The organism is Pedobacter ginsengisoli (assembly GCF_002736205.1).
GTDB lineage: Bacteria > Bacteroidota > Bacteroidia > Sphingobacteriales > Sphingobacteriaceae > Pedobacter > Pedobacter ginsengisoli_A.
In genome coordinates this window covers 3,204,691-3,223,061 of record NZ_CP024091.1, presented here as the reverse complement: position 1 = coordinate 3,223,061, position 18,371 = coordinate 3,204,691, and the positions used below count along the sequence as shown (strand labels likewise).

The 18,371-nt window shown below is 39.6% G+C and carries 15 protein-coding genes; 12 read left to right on the top strand and 3 right to left on the bottom strand.

Annotated features, from left to right (window positions below; genetic code table 11):
• Nucleotides 1–2 precede the first annotated feature (2 nt).
• Nucleotides 3–1,994, top strand: a complete 1,992-nt coding sequence (gene mobC, locus CPT03_RS13310; protein WP_317044294.1) for a conjugal transfer protein MobC — start codon at nucleotides 3–5, stop codon at nucleotides 1,992–1,994.
• Nucleotides 1,995–2,272: 278 nt separating this feature from the next.
• On the top strand, nucleotides 2,273–2,554 hold the full coding sequence (locus tag CPT03_RS13305) for a TfoX/Sxy family protein (RefSeq protein WP_157766434.1): 282 nt from the start codon (nucleotides 2,273–2,275) through the stop codon (nucleotides 2,552–2,554).
• 86 nt (nucleotides 2,555–2,640) lie between these two features.
• Here CPT03_RS13305 and CPT03_RS13300 read toward each other — a convergent pair whose 3' ends face one another.
• The gene (locus tag CPT03_RS13300) at nucleotides 2,641–2,829 is read right to left on the bottom strand and encodes a hypothetical protein (protein ID WP_099439302.1); all 189 of its coding nucleotides are present in this window, start codon (nucleotides 2,827–2,829) and stop codon (nucleotides 2,641–2,643) included.
• Nucleotides 2,830–2,951: 122 nt separating this feature from the next.
• Complete coding sequence (locus tag CPT03_RS13295; RefSeq protein ID WP_099439301.1) at nucleotides 2,952–4,034, bottom strand: calcium:proton antiporter; 1,083 nt, start codon at nucleotides 4,032–4,034, stop codon at nucleotides 2,952–2,954.
• Between the two features lie 121 nt (nucleotides 4,035–4,155).
• Between CPT03_RS13295 and CPT03_RS13290 the strand changes: the two genes are divergently transcribed.
• From CPT03_RS13290 to CPT03_RS22975, 3 genes are all read left to right on the top strand, one after another.
• Nucleotides 4,156–4,626 carry a carboxymuconolactone decarboxylase family protein gene (locus CPT03_RS13290; protein ID WP_099441114.1) on the top strand — a complete coding sequence of 157 codons (471 nt, stop codon included), beginning with the start codon at nucleotides 4,156–4,158 and terminating at the stop codon, nucleotides 4,624–4,626.
• 139 nt (nucleotides 4,627–4,765) lie between these two features.
• The gene (locus CPT03_RS22980; RefSeq protein WP_216641549.1) at nucleotides 4,766–5,569 is read left to right on the top strand and encodes a GxGYxYP domain-containing protein; all 804 of its coding nucleotides are present in this window, start codon (nucleotides 4,766–4,768) and stop codon (nucleotides 5,567–5,569) included.
• Entirely contained in the window at nucleotides 5,491–6,597 is a 1,107-nt protein-coding gene (locus CPT03_RS22975; RefSeq protein ID WP_216641548.1) for a hypothetical protein, read from the top strand. Before CPT03_RS22980 ends, CPT03_RS22975 begins: the two co-directional genes overlap by 79 nt.
• On the opposite strand, the gene CPT03_RS13280 is transcribed toward CPT03_RS22975, so the two are convergent.
• On the bottom strand, nucleotides 6,594–7,457 hold the full coding sequence (locus CPT03_RS13280) for an AraC family transcriptional regulator (RefSeq protein ID WP_099439300.1): 864 nt from the start codon (nucleotides 7,455–7,457) through the stop codon (nucleotides 6,594–6,596). The two genes, CPT03_RS22975 and CPT03_RS13280, sit on opposite strands and share 4 nt — an antisense overlap.
• Before the next feature lie 154 nt (nucleotides 7,458–7,611).
• On the opposite strand from CPT03_RS13280, the gene CPT03_RS13275 reads away from it, so the two are divergent.
• The 7 genes from CPT03_RS13275 to CPT03_RS13245 all read left to right on the top strand — a co-directional run bounded on the left by CPT03_RS13275 (nucleotide 7,612) and on the right by CPT03_RS13245 (nucleotide 18,352).
• Entirely contained in the window at nucleotides 7,612–8,427 is an 816-nt protein-coding gene (locus tag CPT03_RS13275) for a phytanoyl-CoA dioxygenase family protein (protein ID WP_099439299.1), read from the top strand.
• Between the two features lie 24 nt (nucleotides 8,428–8,451).
• On the top strand, nucleotides 8,452–9,552 hold the full coding sequence (locus tag CPT03_RS13270; protein ID WP_099439298.1) for a glycoside hydrolase family 2 TIM barrel-domain containing protein: 1,101 nt from the start codon (nucleotides 8,452–8,454) through the stop codon (nucleotides 9,550–9,552).
• Nucleotides 9,553–9,640: 88 nt separating this feature from the next.
• Nucleotides 9,641–10,228, top strand: a complete 588-nt coding sequence (locus CPT03_RS13265) for an RNA polymerase sigma factor (RefSeq protein ID WP_099439297.1) — start codon at nucleotides 9,641–9,643, stop codon at nucleotides 10,226–10,228.
• A gap of 60 nt (nucleotides 10,229–10,288) precedes the next feature.
• A complete protein-coding gene (locus CPT03_RS13260; RefSeq protein WP_157766433.1) occupies nucleotides 10,289–11,467 on the top strand; it encodes a FecR family protein in 1,179 nt (392 codons plus the stop codon).
• Between the two features lie 225 nt (nucleotides 11,468–11,692).
• Nucleotides 11,693–15,115: a TonB-dependent receptor gene (locus CPT03_RS13255; protein WP_172954179.1), complete on the top strand. Its 3,423-nt coding sequence runs from the start codon at nucleotides 11,693–11,695 to the stop codon at nucleotides 15,113–15,115.
• Between the two features lie 24 nt (nucleotides 15,116–15,139).
• Entirely contained in the window at nucleotides 15,140–17,011 is a 1,872-nt protein-coding gene (locus CPT03_RS13250; protein WP_099441112.1) for a RagB/SusD family nutrient uptake outer membrane protein, read from the top strand.
• Nucleotides 17,012–17,044: 33 nt separating this feature from the next.
• The gene (locus CPT03_RS13245) at nucleotides 17,045–18,352 is read left to right on the top strand and encodes an IPT/TIG domain-containing protein (RefSeq protein ID WP_099439295.1); all 1,308 of its coding nucleotides are present in this window, start codon (nucleotides 17,045–17,047) and stop codon (nucleotides 18,350–18,352) included.
• Nucleotides 18,353–18,371 lie beyond the last annotated feature (19 nt).

The window sequence follows — 18,371 nt, the reverse complement described above, 5'->3', positions numbered from 1 at the left end:
TTATGGCAATGCAAACAGGTGAGAATGAACAGGCAATGAGAAAGATTTTGGAGATGACAAGGTTCATTTCAATCAGTATCCTGCTCTTACATTTTTATTATTATGGCTATATGACGTTTGGATTGTGGGGATTTGTCAGTGCTTTTACTGACCGGATGATGGTCAATATAGCGCATTCGGGATTGTTTGAAGATTTCCATAGATCCAAGTTTATTGCTTTAGGTTTTCTGTTCATCTCACTATTGGGGGTAAGAGGGAAAAAGGATGAGAAATTAAGTTCTAAAACCGGCCTTGCCTATTTGTTCACCGGTCTGCTATTGTATTTTATCAGCGCCCTGGTTCTGCTGTTGACACTGAGTCCGCATTGGAGGAGCCTGCTGTATATCGGGCTGACTTCCATCGGGTATTTGTTGATGCTGACAGGTGCGACGCTATGTTCCAGAATTATCAAGGGCAAACTGAGTGGTGATATTTTTAATCGTGACCAGGAGAGTTTTCCCCAGGAAGAACGCCTGCTGGAAAATGAGTTTTCAATCAATTTGCCGACCAGGTATAAGCTGAAGGGTAAGGAAAGAAGGGGTTATATCAATGTGATCTCCCCGGCACGTGCCACCATAGTATTGGGCAACCCCGGTTCAGGCAAGTCAGCTTTTTGCATCCGGGAATTTATCACACAGGCACTGGCCAAAGCTTCGCCTTATTCTATGCTGGTATATGATTTCAAATTTCCAGATCTTTCTTTAATTGCCTATAACCACTGGTTGAAGCATAAGGATCGTTACCCCGGTAAACCAGAATGTATTTTTATTAATTTTGACGACTTATCGCGATGCCATCGCGGAAATGTGTTTGATCCATTAGGGATGGTGGACATAACTGACGCCTCAGAATCTGCACGTACCATTCTTTTGGGACTGAATCGGGAGTGGCAGAAAAAGCAGGGTGATTTTTTTGTGGAATCTCCAATTAATTTTGTGACAGCGATTATCTGGTTTTTGCGCAAGTATCAGAACGGGGCCTATTGTACCTTACCACATGCGATTGAACTGATTCAGCTGGATTATGACAGCCTGTTCACCGTGATGCGTCTGGAAAAGGAAATAGAGGTGTTGATAAACCCGTTTGTAAATGCTTACCTGAATGATGTCATGGAACAACTTGAAGGGCAGATTGCCTCCGCTAAGATTGCATTGGCCAGGTTGTCATCTCCTCAGCTCTATTATGTGCTGTCCGGAAATGATTTTAGTCTGGATATCAATAATCCCGAGCATCCGAAGGTCATTTGTATGGGAAATAACCCACAGAAAATCCAGACCTATGGGGCTGTGCTTTCTTTGTACGTAAACCGTTTGCTGAAAATCATCAATCAGAAGAATAAGTTGAAATCCATGTTGATCTTTGATGAGTTTCCCACGTTAACCACCGACATCATTCCCACCATTGCTACCGGCAGGAGTAACAAAATAGGGGTTTGCCTGGGCATACAGGACGCAAGCCAGTTGCGTAAGGATTATGGCCGGGAACAGGCAGATGTAATCATGAGCACTGTGGGCAACATCATTGCAGGCCAGGTGACAGGTGATACCGCCAAACAGCTGAGTGAGCGAATCGGCAAGATCATGCAGGACCGCCAAAGCATGTCAATCAATAGCGGCGATACCTCCGTCAGTAAAAGCAGGCAACTGGAATTTGCCGTTCCGGCCTCCAGAATTGCAGCACTCTCCAGTGGAGAATTTGTAGGCATGGTTGCCGATATTCCAGACCAAAAAATTACCTTAAAGGCTTTTCATGGCGAGATATTGAACAATTTTGATGCCCTCAATAAGGAAGAAGCGGCGTATGTTCCGATCCCCGTAATCAGAAGGGTCAATTCAACTATGGTACAAACGAATTACCTGCAGATCAAGCGGGATGTTCAGGACATTGTCCAGGCTGAGGTTCAGCGCATGATGGGCGATCCTGCACTTGCCCATTTGGTGATTCGCAAGAATTAACTCCTTAAAATTCTGCCATCTCCTGAACAAAAGTGACAGGTAATTTGGATGGTTTGATTGACCAGTCCCTACCTAAACCTAGTTAACTGGTGAATTTATTGCCTGAGCACAAGATATCCTCCATGGTATTTTTTAAACGGAATGCTTAGTTTTGTTTGATGCCTTGATTAAGACTTAGCATCAATCGGGGTAATACAGCACCAGAAAAACAGTATATCATGGGTTATAACGAGCGATTAGCGAACCGTGTCCGCGAACTACTTGAAGATCGGGAGGATGTGACAGAAAAAGCAATGTTCAGTGGAATATGCTTTATGGTTGATGAAAAGATGTGCATATGCGTAACCAGCACCGGACTGTTATGCCGCATTGGCCGAAGCAAAGCAGACGAAAAACTGGAAGAAAGCAATTGCAGGCAGATGGTCAATAACGGGCGAACGATGAAGGATTTTGTATATGTGGATGATACTGATGTTGAGAAAAACCAGGAGCTGAAGTACTGGCTAAATCTGTGTCTGGAGTTTAATCCGTCAGCCAAATCCTCCAAAAAGAAAAAGTAGACCGGATATTTCACGAAACGAGTTATTAAAATTAAAGGCTCCTGTTCATTTAGTGAGCAGAAGCCTTTAGTAGGGTGAGACTTAAATTATTTTTTTATGGAATCCGTAACTGTAGTGTCCATAGCAGCTGTATCAGTTGCCATAGTATCCGTTGCGGTCATAGAAGTATCAGTCATTGTAGAGTCGGTAGCATCTGCTTTTTTCTCTGAAGTGCAGGCGGCTACTGATAAAGACATTGCTAAAGCTAAAAAGCTAAATTTGAATAGGTTTTTCATAATGATTTTGTTTTTAGATTCAAGTTTTGTTCATTTCTTAATACCCTCGAATATAAAAAGGTAACCCATTTCTATCCAAAAACATGGATTGCCATAAGCGATATGCATTTTTTTGTAATGAACTAAGGGGCTATAATCGTGAAAAGATAAACCATAAATATTACCATTAAAACCACACCCTGTAAAATGTTAGTTTTGCCAGTGGCCAGCGAAAGCATGATCGTAAACTGTGCCAGCAGCAACAATACGGTAGCCTTCATGTCGATCCCTAAGGTGATGGTCATTCCGGTTAGGATAGATACGATGGCCACAGCGGGAATAGTTAAGCCGATACTGGCCAATGCAGAGCCTAGGGCTAGGTTGAGGCTGGTTTGCAGGCGGTTTTTTCTTGCCGCATGATAAGCTGCAAGACCCTCCGGAAGCAATACTACAGTAGCAATGATAACCCCAACCAATGATTTTGGCGCGCCAAAATTGATTACCGCATTTTCGATGTCAGGGGCCAGAGCTTTTGCCAGTAGTACCACAATGCCCAGGCATAAAAGCAATAAAAATGTACTCAACAAAGCAATCTTATTGGTAGGTGGCTCTGCATGTACTTCTTCGTCGCCATCAGCATCAGGTGGTAAGAAGAAATCGCGGTGTCTGATGGTCTGAACCATTACAAAAGCGCCATATAATACGAGGCAAACTACAGCAACAAAGATGAGCTGCGTAGGGGTGTATTCAGGCCCTGCTTTGCTGGTGGTATAATTTGGAAGGATCAGCGTAAGTACTAATATTGCGGTAAGGGTTACCAGTGCTGCACTTACTCCCGGCAGGCTAAACACCTGTTCTTTAAACTTGGCCCCACCTACGAGTAAACATAAACCGATAATTCCGGTTAGAATAATCATCACTGCAGCCAGAACCGTATCCCGGGCAAGAGCAGCAGTATCCGGTCCACCCGTTAGCATTAAAGAAACAATCAACGCCACTTCGATTACAGTAATTGCCAGTGCGAGCAACAAGGTTCCAAAAGGTTCTCCAACACGGTGCGCTACAACTTCGGCATGATGTACGGCCGCAAGAACAGCAGCAATAAGTACAGCCGCCAGAAAAAAAGTATAGAAAATCCCCAGATTCAATGAACTGCCAAAATAGGCTAACCAGGCAACAATTGGGGATAGGATGGTCCATAAAGGAAGTGCTGGTTTTTTGCTCATAAATCTGGAATTAAATTAAAATTTAAAAAATATTTATTCATCGATGTCCTATTTCGGAAATCTCAATTGTCATAGGGGTATAAAACAAATATTGAATTACAATTTAGATAAAAAAAAGAAAATGGAACAAAGAATCAATTTTTTCGCAAAAGGACAAAACGCTATGAAAGCAATGTATGGTTTAGGAAGTTATCTTGCTAAATCTCCGGTTGAAAAGAAACTTTTAAACTTAATTTATTTCAGGGTATCTCAAATTAATGGATGTGCATTTTGTTTGGATATGCATTCAAAAGATTTACGTGTGGAAGGCGAGACTGAGCAACGATTATATGTATTGAACGCATGGCGTGATGCGCCACTATATACAGATCGTGAGCGTGCTGCATTGGCATGGGCAGAAGCAGTAACCAAGATAAAAGAAGGTGACGTTTCTGACGAGGTTTATCATGAAGCTATACAGCAGTTTACTGAAGAGGAGCTGATTGATTTGACCATTGCCGTTAATACCATTAACAGCTATAATCGCCTTAATATCGCTTTTCGTACTCCGGCAGGAGATTATCAGCCAGGTGCATTTGCGATAAAAGCTTAATGCGGTATTATTTTTTATTTCGTCATTTTCTTTATATTCACTGCTTAACATACAGATAATGACGACTTTTAAATTGACAATAAGCATGTTCTTAGGGACATGCTTTGTTTTGCTTTCTCTTTTTGTAAAATCTCAGTCCTTGGGAAAAGAGGTCATAGGCATTTTTGATTTGGAATATACCTTAACAAAGGATCTGAATAATGCTGAAGAAGTAAAAACAGCATGGGATGATGTGCACACAGTTTCTACCCTGCAAGGGATAGTGAACCGCAAATCACCCAGGTTATATGTTTACATGATAAAGAACGGAGCAATTGATATTGACAGATACTGGTGGGATAAATATAGGCAAAAGGACAGATGGTTAAGTGATAGGGACACCGTTGTTTATAAGGATGTTGTGAGTTTGGTTAAAGCATACCGATCCGCTATTAAAGGTGTGGTTGTTTACGACCCTCATGTTGCTGCAACTAGTAACGTGGCTTCATCTGTTGCCGGTCAGGAAGATGCGCTTGCTATTCGCTATGATGTTGGTAAAAACAGCCTATATACCCGCCTTGTATTACAGGGACCTAAATTACCTGTTAAGGTATGGCTTATAAATAAAGATGGGTCTTCATTATTTACGGGGGCTGGGAATATTCCCGGAACTAAGCGTTTATCAACTGGTTCAGCAAAAAACGATGCTTACCTGTGGTTTACGGAGAAATACACAAAGGCTGGCAAAACCAATACAAAGTATGGCGCATATTATGTGGACCAGCAGTGGATGAAAAATCCGCATGCTGCAGGGCCAAATCATCACACGCTTACCAATCATGATTTTTTTGTTAGTAAGAAAGGATTTTTCTTTGACCTTAGCCCTTGGGGGATGAGCCGGCTACCGATGATCGTGATCAGAAAACCGGAACAGACCTGCAGACCCTTAAAGAATTGCTACTGACCGCCTATCAGCATAATAAAGGAAAAGATTATGCTTATCTTGGTGGTTTTCCTCCATGGGCTTTTAAATATACTAAACATGCTGGCGGGAGCCATGATGATGTGCCAACGGAATGGGAATATTCTGCCGTTATCAGTGCTTATAATGCATTTAAAGACGCTGATGCCATTGGTTTTGGTGCACTCGCAAATGCATCTTTCTGGCAGCATTATCCACTTAAACAGAAATATGAACAAAAGTGGGTCACAGCAACCGATTTAAAGAAAAGAGGTTATTTAAGCGAGGATGGAAAAGTTGATTTTAAAGGACGCAATTTCTTTATTTTCTATGTGGGTGATTACGATGCCTCTTCGTGGGTGTCACAAACTACGCCTACTTTATGGGATAGCCCGGAGCGCGGCAAAATTCCTTTGATGTGGTGCATCAGCCCCGTCTTACAGCAGCGCGTGCCAATGGCAATGGAGTATAGGAGAGAATCTGCCACCGAGAATGACTATTTTGCGGCAGCAGATAATGGCGCTGGCTATCTAATGCCCGGAATGCTGCAAGAACCCAGACCCATTTCTGCATTGCCTGATGGTCTGGATGCCTGGGTTGCACACAATAAACCTTATTATGCTAAGTGGGATTTAAGCATCACAGGTTTTATCATTGATGGTCAGGCACCCGGACTTAATCAAAAGGGCTTGGATGCTTATGCTAAATTTAGTCCGAATGGAATAGTCCCCCAGAAAACCCCTTTAACTTCTTTACATGGAAATATGCCAGTGTTGCGTGCTGATGATGATGTTAATGAAGATGATCCGGCGGTAGCGGCAAAGCATATTCAAGATAGGATAGGGAAACGTCCTGTGCCATTTCATTGGTTTCGCAATATCTTAAAGGATCCAGGATGGCATGTGAAAGTGGTCGATGAGCTAAAACGTATTGACCCTAAGATTGAATTGTTGGATGCCCCAACATTTTTTGAATTGTATCGTATTTATTTAAAACAGACTCCGGATGCGGCCAATGGTAAAATAAATTAGGTGGTATCTTTCCTGAATTCCTTACGGTATTTTAATGGGCTCAGCTTCATCTTTCTTTTGAATAACTTATAGAAATGAGATAGGTCGCCAAAACCATTCTCAAAGCATATGTCCGAAATGGATTTATCAGAATTTATGAGCTGCTGGATGGCGTAATTTATCCGGTAGTCGGTTACTGTTTCTATAAAGGTTTTCTTTGTGGTTTTCTTGTAGTATTTGCAAAAAGCATTTGGAGTCATATTCACCAAAGCAGCGGCATGATCAAGCAGGATTTCATTCTTGTAGTTGTCAATAATATAACCAAGAACGGTGTTGATCCGCTCTGTCTTTCCTGATTGATGGGCCTTTGTGCCATGTTTATCCAGCAGGATATATTCTTTGGAGATTGCCAGGGTATGCAGGATTTCTAAAAATTCGATAAGCCGTTTAAAAGAATTAGGTTCTTTAGCCAAAAGAACTAATCTGTTGGTTATTTCTTCGGCAGTGTGATTTAAAAACTGTATTCCATGCTTGCTTCTCTCCAGCAGATCCAGTATTTGAGACAATTCGGGTCTGGCCAGAAAATCTGTGCCCAGAAAGTCATTGCTAAACTGGATAACTATGGAGGCAACTTCATTTTCTTCTTCCTGATTGTTTTCAATTTTCCAGCAGTGAGGTAAATTTGTGCCTATCAGAACCAGATCCCCTGAACTGTATATATCCATGTGATTGCCTACATAGCGATTGCCCTTACCCTTTACAATAAGTGTAAGTTCATGTTCTGGATGAAAATGATATGGCGCAGTAAATTCCCTGAATTCACGAAGGAGAAACGAATTGTCATTATACGGATCTAATGCTTCAAATGCAGCTCTTGCCATGTTAATTAGTTCATATTTTCATAAAGTTATTGGTTATTATTTGTAAATGGATAAAAAAAACCATTAAATAGCCAATTTACTCCTTTCGCAAACTAAGGATAAATAGTTATTTAGTAATTAGAACACCAAATATAAACCTAAACTAAAGAGTGCTATGTCGACAATTAAATTACCAGAATTAAATCAGTACCATGATATAACTTATGCACAAGCTGCAGAATTTCGTCAGAACGGACATGTTTTAATCCCAAATGTTCTTAATGCTGAAGAGGTGCTTATTTACCGAGATGTTATAAAAGAAGCTGCTGATAAGTTTAATACTGAAAAGAGGGATTTAGAAGAAAGAGATACTTATGGGAAAGCTTTTTTGCAGATCATGAATTTGTGGGAGGTAGATGAACAGGCAAAGAAATTTACGCTTGCCAAACGTATGGGTAAGATTGCTGCGGATTTACTTGGGGTTGAAAATGTGCGTATTTATCATGACCAGGCATTATTTAAAGAACCGGGTGGTGGACCTACTCCATGGCATCAGGATCAGTATTACTGGCCTCTGGATACACACAATACTATCACTATGTGGATGCCGCTGGTAGATATTAATGTAGAGATGGGAATGTTGACGTTTGCTTCTGATTCTCATAAAAACGGAGTAGTGTTTAATTATGAAATTTCTGATGAATCGGAAGCTGAGTACGAAAAATATGTAAAAGATAATGCTTTTCCCATAATGCGTTCGTCGACAATGAAGGCAGGAGATGCAACATGGCATTATGGGAATACCATTCATAGTGCTCCGGGTAATCAATCGGATCTTATGCGAGAGGTAATGACCATTATCTACGTTGCCGATGGTGCAAGGGTAGCTGAACCAAAAAATAGCTGGCAGGTAAATGATCGCGAGCGTTGGTTGATGAATGCTCCTGTCGGAGACTTGGTAAAATCTGAAATTAATCCTCTTGTGCTTTAAGTACATCAATTTTTAAACTTTGTAATGAGAAAGCTTTTTTATGCAATAACTTTATTGTTGCTAGTGCAATTCGTTTGCCCGGTTATCGCTCAAACTGACCAGCGCTGGTCTAAACAAAAAATATGGGAATGGTACAATAAACAGCCATTTTATTGTGGCTTTAATTATATCCCGGCCTATGCGATTAATTATACCGAGATGTGGGATAAGACCAGTTTTGATGCGAAGGCGATAGATACAGAGCTAGCCCTTGCTGAGAAAACCGGATTGAATTGTTTGAGGGCTGTGCTGCAATACGCAGTTTATGAAGATGATCCGGAATATTTTTTAAATACACTGGATAAGTTTCTGGCCATTTGTGATAAGCATAATATTAAGTTTATGCCTGCTTTGTTTGATGATTGCGTGTTTGGAATTGAACATGATCCTAAAGTAGGAAAGCAGCCTGAACCACTTAAAGGGTGGTATGCATGGGCATGGTCACCTAGTCCGGGGCATAGTATGGTTGTTGATCCTACTACCCATTCCCGTATCGAGAAGTATGTCAAAGCTGTAATAGGACGATTCAAGGACGATAAACGTATTTTTATATGGGACTTGTATAACGAGCCGACAAATGGAGGACTGGGTTCTGCCAGTTTTCCGCTGCTTAAAAAAGTAGCCAAGTGGGCACGTGAAATCAATCCTTCTCAGCCTATAACAATTGATATATGGAATGGAGATAAGCAATTGAATGATATTGCTCTGGCCAATTCGGATATTATTTCCTTTCATAATTATGGTAATAAAAATGAGCTGATTAAACAAATTGGAGAACTTAAAACGCATGGAAGACCTCTGATCAATACAGAATGGATGAATAGGCCTAATGGATCTGTAATTAAAGATAACCTGGCTGTTTTTTATAATGAAAAAGTTGGCTGTATGTTGTGGGGACTGGTTAATGGTAAAACACAAACAGATTTGCCATGGGGCCATCGGCCTGCAGATCCTATCCCCGCAGTATGGCAGCATGATCTCTTTCATGGTGATTTTAAACCTTATGACCCAGAAGAGATTGAAGTGCTAAAGGATTTTGCTTTAAAATCCAGAAATAGTAGTTATTTGCAGGAACATCAAAAATAGGATGCCTGGACCAGGTGGTATAGTCGGGAATTAATAACCCATATAATTTGTCTTAATTTTTGTAGTTTCGGGTTGGGAACCAAACCTGATGAACATTTATAATAATTACAGTGAAAAGGAATTAATTACACTTCTTAGGGAGGGTGATACGGATGCTTTAAGTAGACTGTATTATTTATATGTTAAACAATTGAAATATTTTGTTCTAAGAACGGCGAAGTCATCACTTCTTGCGGAAGATGTTGTTCATGATACTTTTATTAAAGTCTGGGAAAATCGGGATAAAATAGATTGTGAACTTCCATTTAAGCCCTATTTGTATACTATTGCACGGAGACACCTACTTAATCTGTTGAAACGAGCCCAACATGAAATAAACATTGTGGACGAAATGCGCAGATCTGTAATAAATGAAGAAAATTCCACAGAACTTTTACTTGACTATAGTGAAAGCAGCTCTATATTTCAAGAAGCTATAAAAAGTTTACCTGAACAAAGGAGAGAGGTCTTTATTCGTTGTCGAATACAGGGGCTAACTTATAAACAAGCTGCAGTAGAACTAGGTATTTCTGAAAGTACTGTAAATAATCAAATGGTAAAGGCTTTAAAATCAATTAGAGGATTTATTACCATCAGAAGTGCGATGATTTTGCTCATTGCTGCAACAATAAAATAATTTTTTATTGGGATAGATGTATTGTTGATTCCATTTGTATTAGTTACAAAAGGAGGGAAATTGAACAACGAAATCATACACCTGTTTACTAAATATTTAAACAACCAATGTAATACGGATGAACTTGAGAGAGTTTTTATCCTTATTAAAGCAGGAAGTTATAAGCCTGAATGGGATTTTGTACTTGCAGAAGAAGCCTCAAGATTAGTAGGTACTGACGATCAGGCAGAAATGTCCTTAAGCGAAATCTCAGGACTTCATGATAAAATACAAAATACAATTAAGGATGATGAAAGTAAAATTAGTGTTTTACCAACAAGGAACTTGTATTGGGGTAAAATTGCAGCAGCGGCAATCATTCTGATTACCCTAAGCATAGGTGGGATTTATTATTTATCCAGAAAGGATATTAAATCTTCTGATGAATTAGCTCACGATATAGCTCCAGGAGGAAATAAAGCAATACTTACGTTAGCAAATGGGGAAAAAATTAGCCTTAGTGATGCTAAAAATGGGAAACTGGCTGTAGCGGCAGGTGTGACAGTTACTAAGCTGTCGGACGGAAAAATTGTTTATGCCATTGCACCAGGCAAGGGATCAAATACAGCTCTTAACAGTATAGAAACGCCAAGAGGTGGACAATACGAGGTGATTTTACCAGATGGAAGTAAAGTGCTTTTGAATGCGGCATCGTCATTGACATACCCGGCATCTTTTGTTGCCCTTAAAGAAAGGCGCGTGGAATTAAAGGGGGAAGCATACTTTGAAATAGCCAAAGATAAAAGACATCCCTTTATAGTTAAGTCAGAAAATCAGGAAATAAAAGTTCTCGGAACTCATTTTAATATAAACAGCTATATAGATGAACCAGTGACCAAAACTACACTTGTAGAAGGTTCTGTATTGATTAAAGTTTTGGGTGCTGAAGAAGTGCTGAGTCCTGGTAATCAGGCTGTCAACGGACCAGGTGGGCTAGATGTCGTTGAGGCAAATCTGGATGAAGTATTGGCCTGGAAAAACGGATATTTTATGTTTGATAGCGAAAGTATCGAATCAGTGATGAGAAAGATTTCGAGATGGTATAATGTAGATGTTGTATTTAAAGGACTTGTTTCTAAAGATAAATTTGGTGGTACCGTGAGCCGTTTTGCGAATGTTTCACAAGTGCTCCGAAAACTCGAATATACTGGTAAGGTTCACTTTATAATTGAAGAAAGGAGGATTATAGTTACGAAATAGCTACATATCAATAATAAAGTAATCATGGATTTAGTATAGTGTCTTTTCTGCAATTGTAAAAAGGACCTTTGCTAATAAAAAAAGCCAGAAGTGCTTGCAACACAACTGGCTCATGTCTTGATTACTAAGTCAACAAAACTTGCGATTCAATCAACTTTAACCAGCGAACCAACCATTGTACTTTTAGTAAGTGCAATATCAACTCGCTAATAACCAGACTAACAAATGTATAAAAATTATGCTAACGAACTTGGTGTGCTCAAAAAGTATATCAATAAACTACTGCTGATTATGCGACTAACCACCGTAATATTAATAGCGACCATAATGCAGGTAAGTGCAGTAGGTTTTGCTCAAAGGATAACGCTTTCTGAAAAAAGGGCGACCCTAAAGAGTATTTTTAAAGAAATACGAAAACAAAGTAATTATGACTTCTTATATACCGATGAATTGCTGCAAAATGCAAAGACGGTAGATATAAGGGTTAATTCTGTAGAACTGAATGAGGTGCTCGAGAAAATATTTAGCGGTCAACCTTTGTCCTATACTGTAGAGGATAGAACTGTTGTAGTTAGAGAAAAGATTGATGCACTTTCTAATAGAAAATCTGTTGTTCGAGCTATTGACATACGTGGGCGGGTACTAGACCAACAGGGGAAGGGAATTCCTGGTGTTACAGTTAAAATAAAAGGAGAAACCGGAGGAGGGACGACTAATAATAATGGTGATTTTAGTATTGCTGTTACCTCAGCAAATTCAATACTTATTTTTTCATATACTGGTTTTATTACCCAAGAGCTTGCTGTTGGTGGTCAGACTACAATAAATGTAGTACTTAAGGAAGCTGTTGATGAGCTTTCGGAGGTTGTTGTGGTTGGCTACGGAACTCAGAAAAAGATTACTGTAACAGGTTCTATTAGTTCTGTGAACATGGCGGATATGAGAACTCCGGTTGCAAGTCTTTCTAATGCTTTGGCCGGAAAAGTTGCAGGTATTATCTCCATGCAATCAAGTGGAGAGCCTGGGTATGACAATTCACAGTTCACGATACGAGGTTTAGGAACATTTACTGGAAATGCTTCGCCGCTTATCATAGTGGATGGGGTTCAGCGAGATGATGTTAACAGCGATTTTGGTGGTTCATTTAACAACATAGATCCAGAAGATGTTTCCAGTATTTCATTACTTAAAGATGCTTCTTCAACAGCAATGTATGGTGCTAAGGGTGCAAATGGTGTTCTAATTATTACTACTAAACGAGGAGTTGCGGGCACCCCGAAAATATCTATGAAAGCGGAAACAGGTTTAACAGGTTTTACAGAGAGACCAAAAATGCTAAACGGAATTCAATACATGCAATTGTTAAATGAAGCAAGAACAAACATGGGGCTTCTTCCTAATTTCTCTGATGAAATTATTCAAAAAACGGCCAGTGGTTTAGATCCCTTTGTGTATCCAAATGTAAACTGGATAGATGAGGTATATAAAAGCCATTCATCATTGACTAATGCTCACCTAAACATTAATGGTGGTACTGAAACTGTACGATATTACATCTCAAGTTCTTTTTATAACCAAACCGGTCCATATAAAGTTTCAAACCTAAACGGATTTAACCCCAATCTGGATTTTAAGCGATATGACTTCAGAAGTAATATAGATGTAAATGTAACCAAAAGTACTTTGCTTCAGTTAAATCTAGGCGCAATGTTAATAAATGCACGTTATCCTGGCATTTCGGCCGGTAATTTATGGTACCTAGCCTATGCAACCACACCTGTAGCTTTTCCAACTCGATATCCGGATGGTAAATGGGCAGGGCCAATAACAAATGGAGGTAGCAACCCTTTAAATGATGTTCAAAACAGAGGATATTCTGATGAGTTCCGTCCTACAGTTCAATCTGTATTTACAGTAAATCAAAAATTAGATGCGTTAACCCCTGGTTTGTCATCTTATGCAAGGTTCTCCTTTGATAGTTACGGACAGTTTGATAACAGAAGATTTGGTGTAAACGATAATTGGCAGGCCATTGGCCGTGATTCTAATGGTGAACTAATATTTACGCAGACCAGAATCGGACAGCAATTTTTAGGTTACGATCGGTCCTCAACCGGCGAAAGGATGATGTATTTGGAAGGGAATCTTAATTACGATAGAACCTTTGGTAAGCATCGTTTAGGTGGGATGTTTTTATATAACATGAGAAACAGGTTAAAAAGTACCGCCGGTGATGTAATCGGTTCTATTCCGTTCCGCAACCAGAGTTTAGCAGGAAGAATTACTTATGGCTATATGGATAAATATTTGCTAGAGGTTAATGCGGGTTATACAGGATCTGAAAATTTTGAGAAAGGAAAGAAATTCGGTCTTTTCCCTTCAATATCTGGGGGATGGGTAATATCTAATGAAAGCTTCTTTAAGCCATTCACCGAAACATTTAGCCTTTTAAAGCTTCGTGGCTCTTATGGTGTTGTTGGTAATGATAATATAGGTGATGCCAGCAGATTTCCTTATTTAACACAAATTGGAGATGGCGCCAGCACCGGTTTCGGTATGAACGGTACTTGGTATGGTGGTTTAACTGAAAATTTATTAGGTATTGAAAATTTAACCTGGGAAAAATCTAATAAAGCCGGGATAGGGCTTGAGATAGGATTGTTTAATAAGCTCAATCTGATTTTAGATGCTTTTGATGAGAAGCGTAAAGATATTTTAATCAGAAGAGAGTCGATCTCCTCAATAGGTGGATTCGGGTCAACAGCAATCTTTGCCAATTTAGGTGAGATGAGTAATCGGGGTATCGATGCAAGTATTGAGTATAATGATCAGATCGGTGCCGTAGGTATAAGGGTATTTGGAAATGTAACCCACAGTAAGAATAAAATTACTTTTGCGGATGAACCTGTAAGAAAGTATGCTTACCAAAGTAAAACAGGATATGCCTTCAATGAATTTTTAGGGTATGTTGCTGATGGATATTTTACCGATAAGGATGATATAGACTCACGTCCGGAACAAAAATTCGGTACAGTACTTCCGGGTGACATTCGTTATGTGGATCAGAATGGTGATGGTGTTATTGATGCTTATGACAGCAGAAAACTTGGTAAATCGCCTTTCCCTTCCTGGCTCTATGGAGCTGGTTTCTCCCTGGCATTTAAAAAGTTCGATCTATCGTTGTTTTTTCAGGGAGTTGCTGATGTTGGGATTATGGCAAATGGCTCATCTATTCTAGCAAATGGGATGGGTGCTGACGGAGTTGGAGTAATACCTTTCTCTGGACTGGGACAATATCAAAACAATACCTTGGCTAATGTTTTAGACAGATGGACGCCTGAAAACCCTCGGCAGGATGCTTATTATCCTCGTTTAACAATTGGTAGTCTTTCTGATAATAATTACCTGACCAGTACGCATTGGCTTAAAGATGGTTCTTATATCCGTTTAAAGCAGGCTTCTTTAGGATATACACTTACATCTGAATCAAAGAAAAAGGCAGGTGTACCAGTATTGTATTTTTACACCTCTGGTCAGAACTTGCTGACTTTCAGTAAATTCAAGATATGGGACCCCGAACTGGGGTCTAACGGTGCAAAGTATCCCATTATTAGGATGGTAACTTTTGGTATGAGGGCACAGTTTTAATAACCAATACTTAAAATGACTACAATGAATAATTTATATAAAAACTTTCTTTCTTTCAGCAGTATTGTTCTTTACATATTGTTGTTTAGTCCGGGCTGTAAATATTTAGATAAAACACCCGATAATTTGCTTACTTCTGATATGCTTTGGCAAACCAGAGCAAATGCAGAATCTTATTTGAACCAGGTTTATGGCCGTATCTCCATACCTGCGGATACCTATAGTATGCTTGGTGCAAGTGATGAAACCTCATGTAGTATTCAGGGTGTGCCGGTTCGCAAAATGATTACCGGAAATTGGAATGCACAGAGTGATTATTGGTATTACTGGGCTGATAATTATGCCGGCATCAGACAAAGTATTGTATTTGAACAAAATATAGATAAGATGCCTGAAAGTATAATCAGTGTAGATTTAAAAAAACAATACAAGGCAGAAGCACTTTTTTTAAGAGGATGGTTTTATTGGAAGCTATTAAGACAGTATGGGCCTTTTGTTAAGGTTACAGAATTGTTGAGTCTCAATGATGATTACAATAAATACCCGCGTGCCCCATTTGATGAATGCGTTGCGCATATCAATTCACTGTTAGACCGCGCCGCGGCCGATTTACCTGATACATGGTCTTCTACGGTGAACTACGGAAGGGCAACTAAGGCATCCTGTCTTGCCGTTAAATCACAAGTGACATTGCTGGCTGCTAGTCCTTTATGGAATGGGAATGCGAAGTTTTCAGGGTTGAAAAACCATGACGGTACTGCTTTGGCTCCTTCACAATATGATGTAAATAAATGGAGGGTAGCTGCAGATGCTGCTAAAGCTGTAATTGATCTGCAAGGTTATAAACTCTTTACAAATATTGACGAAGGTGATGCTCAGTTTGATCCATATCTTTCTTTCCGTAATCTATTCCTAACCAATTGGAATAATGAAATACTGTTCTCTACCAATATGGCTAATTCATGGCAATGGGGGCATGAAGTTCGCTGCGCACCTAAACCAGGGGGGTATGATATGCAAAATGCAACACAGAATGTTGTAGATGCCTTTTATATGCGTAACGGAAGGTCTATCGATGATCCTCAATCTCAGTATGTAGAGACAGGCTTTGTGCAATCTGATGATCCTGCCAACTGGGGCAAGTCCAGAGATGGTTTAAACAGAGGTTACGTTAAGGGGAATTCAAATATGTATGTTAACCGTGAGGCAAGATTTTACGTGAGTATTCAATACAATGGTAAGCCGGTTTTGCCTGCTCCCACTGCGGATGATAGAAATTTCTTTTCGTCGGATGCAAACAAAGATGGTACAGGACGTGCTGAATTCTACTACTCCGGAAAATCTGGTGTGGGTGTGAATAATAATGGGGATATAACCGGTTATGATGTATTAAAAAATGTAAGCCCTGCTTCAAATATCAGGACCAGCACGGTGACTTATCGTCCTTTTATTCATCTGCGTCTGGCCGAAATGTATTTGAACTATGCTGAAGCATTAAATGAGGTGGAACCAAATCATCAGGATATATTAAAATATGTGAACCTGGTAAGACAAAGGGGAGGTGTTCCTAATTTGGAAACTGTTTATCCCGCGGTTTTAGGCAATCAGGAAGAAATGAGGAAATGGATATTACGTGAAAGACAAGTTGAACTTGCTTTTGAGGGCGATAGGTATTTCACATTGATTAGAAGGTTGATGATGGGCGATCAGAAAGTGCAAACCATTTATAGAATGAATACCATTACAAATGATGGTAATCAGGGTTTTGCATTCTCTGATTTTAATAAGCGAACCTTGCTTCAAACTAGAACCTGGAGTGATAAAATGTACTTATTTCCTATTGCACAGAATGACATTGATAAGAACTCATCTTTAGTGCAAAACCCTGGCTGGTAGTGGAATTCATTATTTATTAATACGTATAGGATTATGAAAAGATATATAAATGCTTGTTTATTTATTGCCGCTTTTTTGATGGTAATGATTGCTGGCTGTAAAAAGGATGAAGGATTTACACATGACGATTCCTCTCCAATAACAATTGACAAAATACTTCCTGAAAAGGGCAGTGGTGGTACACAAATATTAATTAATGGAAGTAATTTTGCTACTGATATAGCAAAGATAAAGGTTACGCTGAATGGCAAAACCTTAAAGGTTATAGGTGTCAATGGTAAACAATTGATGGTTGTGGTGCCCAAAAAGGCTGGGTCGGGTGCCATTGTCGTAGCAATTGGTGATAAAACCGCAACAAGTGCAACTGCTTTTACTTATGAATATACCAGAACAGTAACTACACTTGCCGGTTCAGGAGTTGCCGGATTTGCAAATGGGAAGGGTACAGATGCTATGTTTAATTTTAGTGGTGAATCCTGGTACAGAGCCAGCGGTATTGTTGTTGATGATAACCTTAATGTGTATGTAACTGATGTGGGTAATCATTGCATCAGAAAAATTGATAAGGATGGAAACGTAACAACTTTTGCAGGTAACCCTAACAGTAGTGGTTATGCCGATGGCAAAGGAACTGCGGCTAAATTTAGCATACCTTATGGACTTACAATAGATCCTGAAGGTAACTTGTATGCTGTTGATCCTGGGAATTGGGATATTAGAAAAATTACCCCTGATGGTACAGCCACTATTTTAGCCTGGGCCAATCAGGAGCCATGGAGTGTTACTTTTGATAAGAAAAGTGGTAATGTTTTTTATACAAGTTGCAATTCACCAGGAAATGTATATCAGGTTACTGCAGCTGGTGTGACAAGTCAGATTATTACAGGACTGAACTATCCGTCGGCACTTGCTTTTGACAATGCAGGTAATCTGTTTATTACTGTGCACGGGGACCAAATTATTAAAAAATATTTACCATCTAATTGGTCAGGTGTAACGGTAGCGGGATCTGGATCTGTAGGTTATGAGGATGGAGCCGCTACATCTGCAAAGTTTGCATATCCATGGGGAATGACAATAGATGCTGCCAACAATTTATATATAGCAGGAAATGGTAGTGGCGGTGGTAGTACATCCAACCCCGACCAAAGTATTCGCTATGTAGATGGGATGAATTACGCTGTAAGTACTTTTGCCGGATCCGGGAGTGCCGGAAATGTTAATGCAGTTGGTAAAGCAGCCTCATTTAGTGCACCTTCAGGAGTTGCGGTTGATAAGAATGGAACGGTGTATGTATTGGATAAAAACAACAATAGCATTCGGAAAATAGTTTCAGAATAAAGGGGCCTCTTAATTTTAA

Coding starts and splice junctions, on each gene's coding strand:
- mobC (WP_317044294.1), top strand. CDS start 3: ATGGCAATGCAAACAGGTGAGAATGAACAGGCAATGAGAAAGATTTTG.
- CPT03_RS13300 (WP_099439302.1), bottom strand. CDS start 2,829: ATGAAAAACCTATTCAAATTTAGCTTTTTAGCTTTAGCAATGTCTTTA.
- CPT03_RS13295 (WP_099439301.1), bottom strand. CDS start 4,034: ATGAGCAAAAAACCAGCACTTCCTTTATGGACCATCCTATCCCCAATT.
- CPT03_RS13290 (WP_099441114.1), top strand. CDS start 4,156: ATGGAACAAAGAATCAATTTTTTCGCAAAAGGACAAAACGCTATGAAA.
- CPT03_RS13280 (WP_099439300.1), bottom strand. CDS start 7,457: ATGGCAAGAGCTGCATTTGAAGCATTAGATCCGTATAATGACAATTCG.
- CPT03_RS13275 (WP_099439299.1), top strand. CDS start 7,612: ATGTCGACAATTAAATTACCAGAATTAAATCAGTACCATGATATAACT.
- CPT03_RS13270 (WP_099439298.1), top strand. CDS start 8,452: ATGAGAAAGCTTTTTTATGCAATAACTTTATTGTTGCTAGTGCAATTC.
- CPT03_RS13265 (WP_099439297.1), top strand. CDS start 9,641: ATGAACATTTATAATAATTACAGTGAAAAGGAATTAATTACACTTCTT.
- CPT03_RS13255 (WP_172954179.1), top strand. CDS start 11,693: ATGTATAAAAATTATGCTAACGAACTTGGTGTGCTCAAAAAGTATATC.
- CPT03_RS13250 (WP_099441112.1), top strand. CDS start 15,140: ATGAATAATTTATATAAAAACTTTCTTTCTTTCAGCAGTATTGTTCTT.
- CPT03_RS13245 (WP_099439295.1), top strand. CDS start 17,045: ATGAAAAGATATATAAATGCTTGTTTATTTATTGCCGCTTTTTTGATG.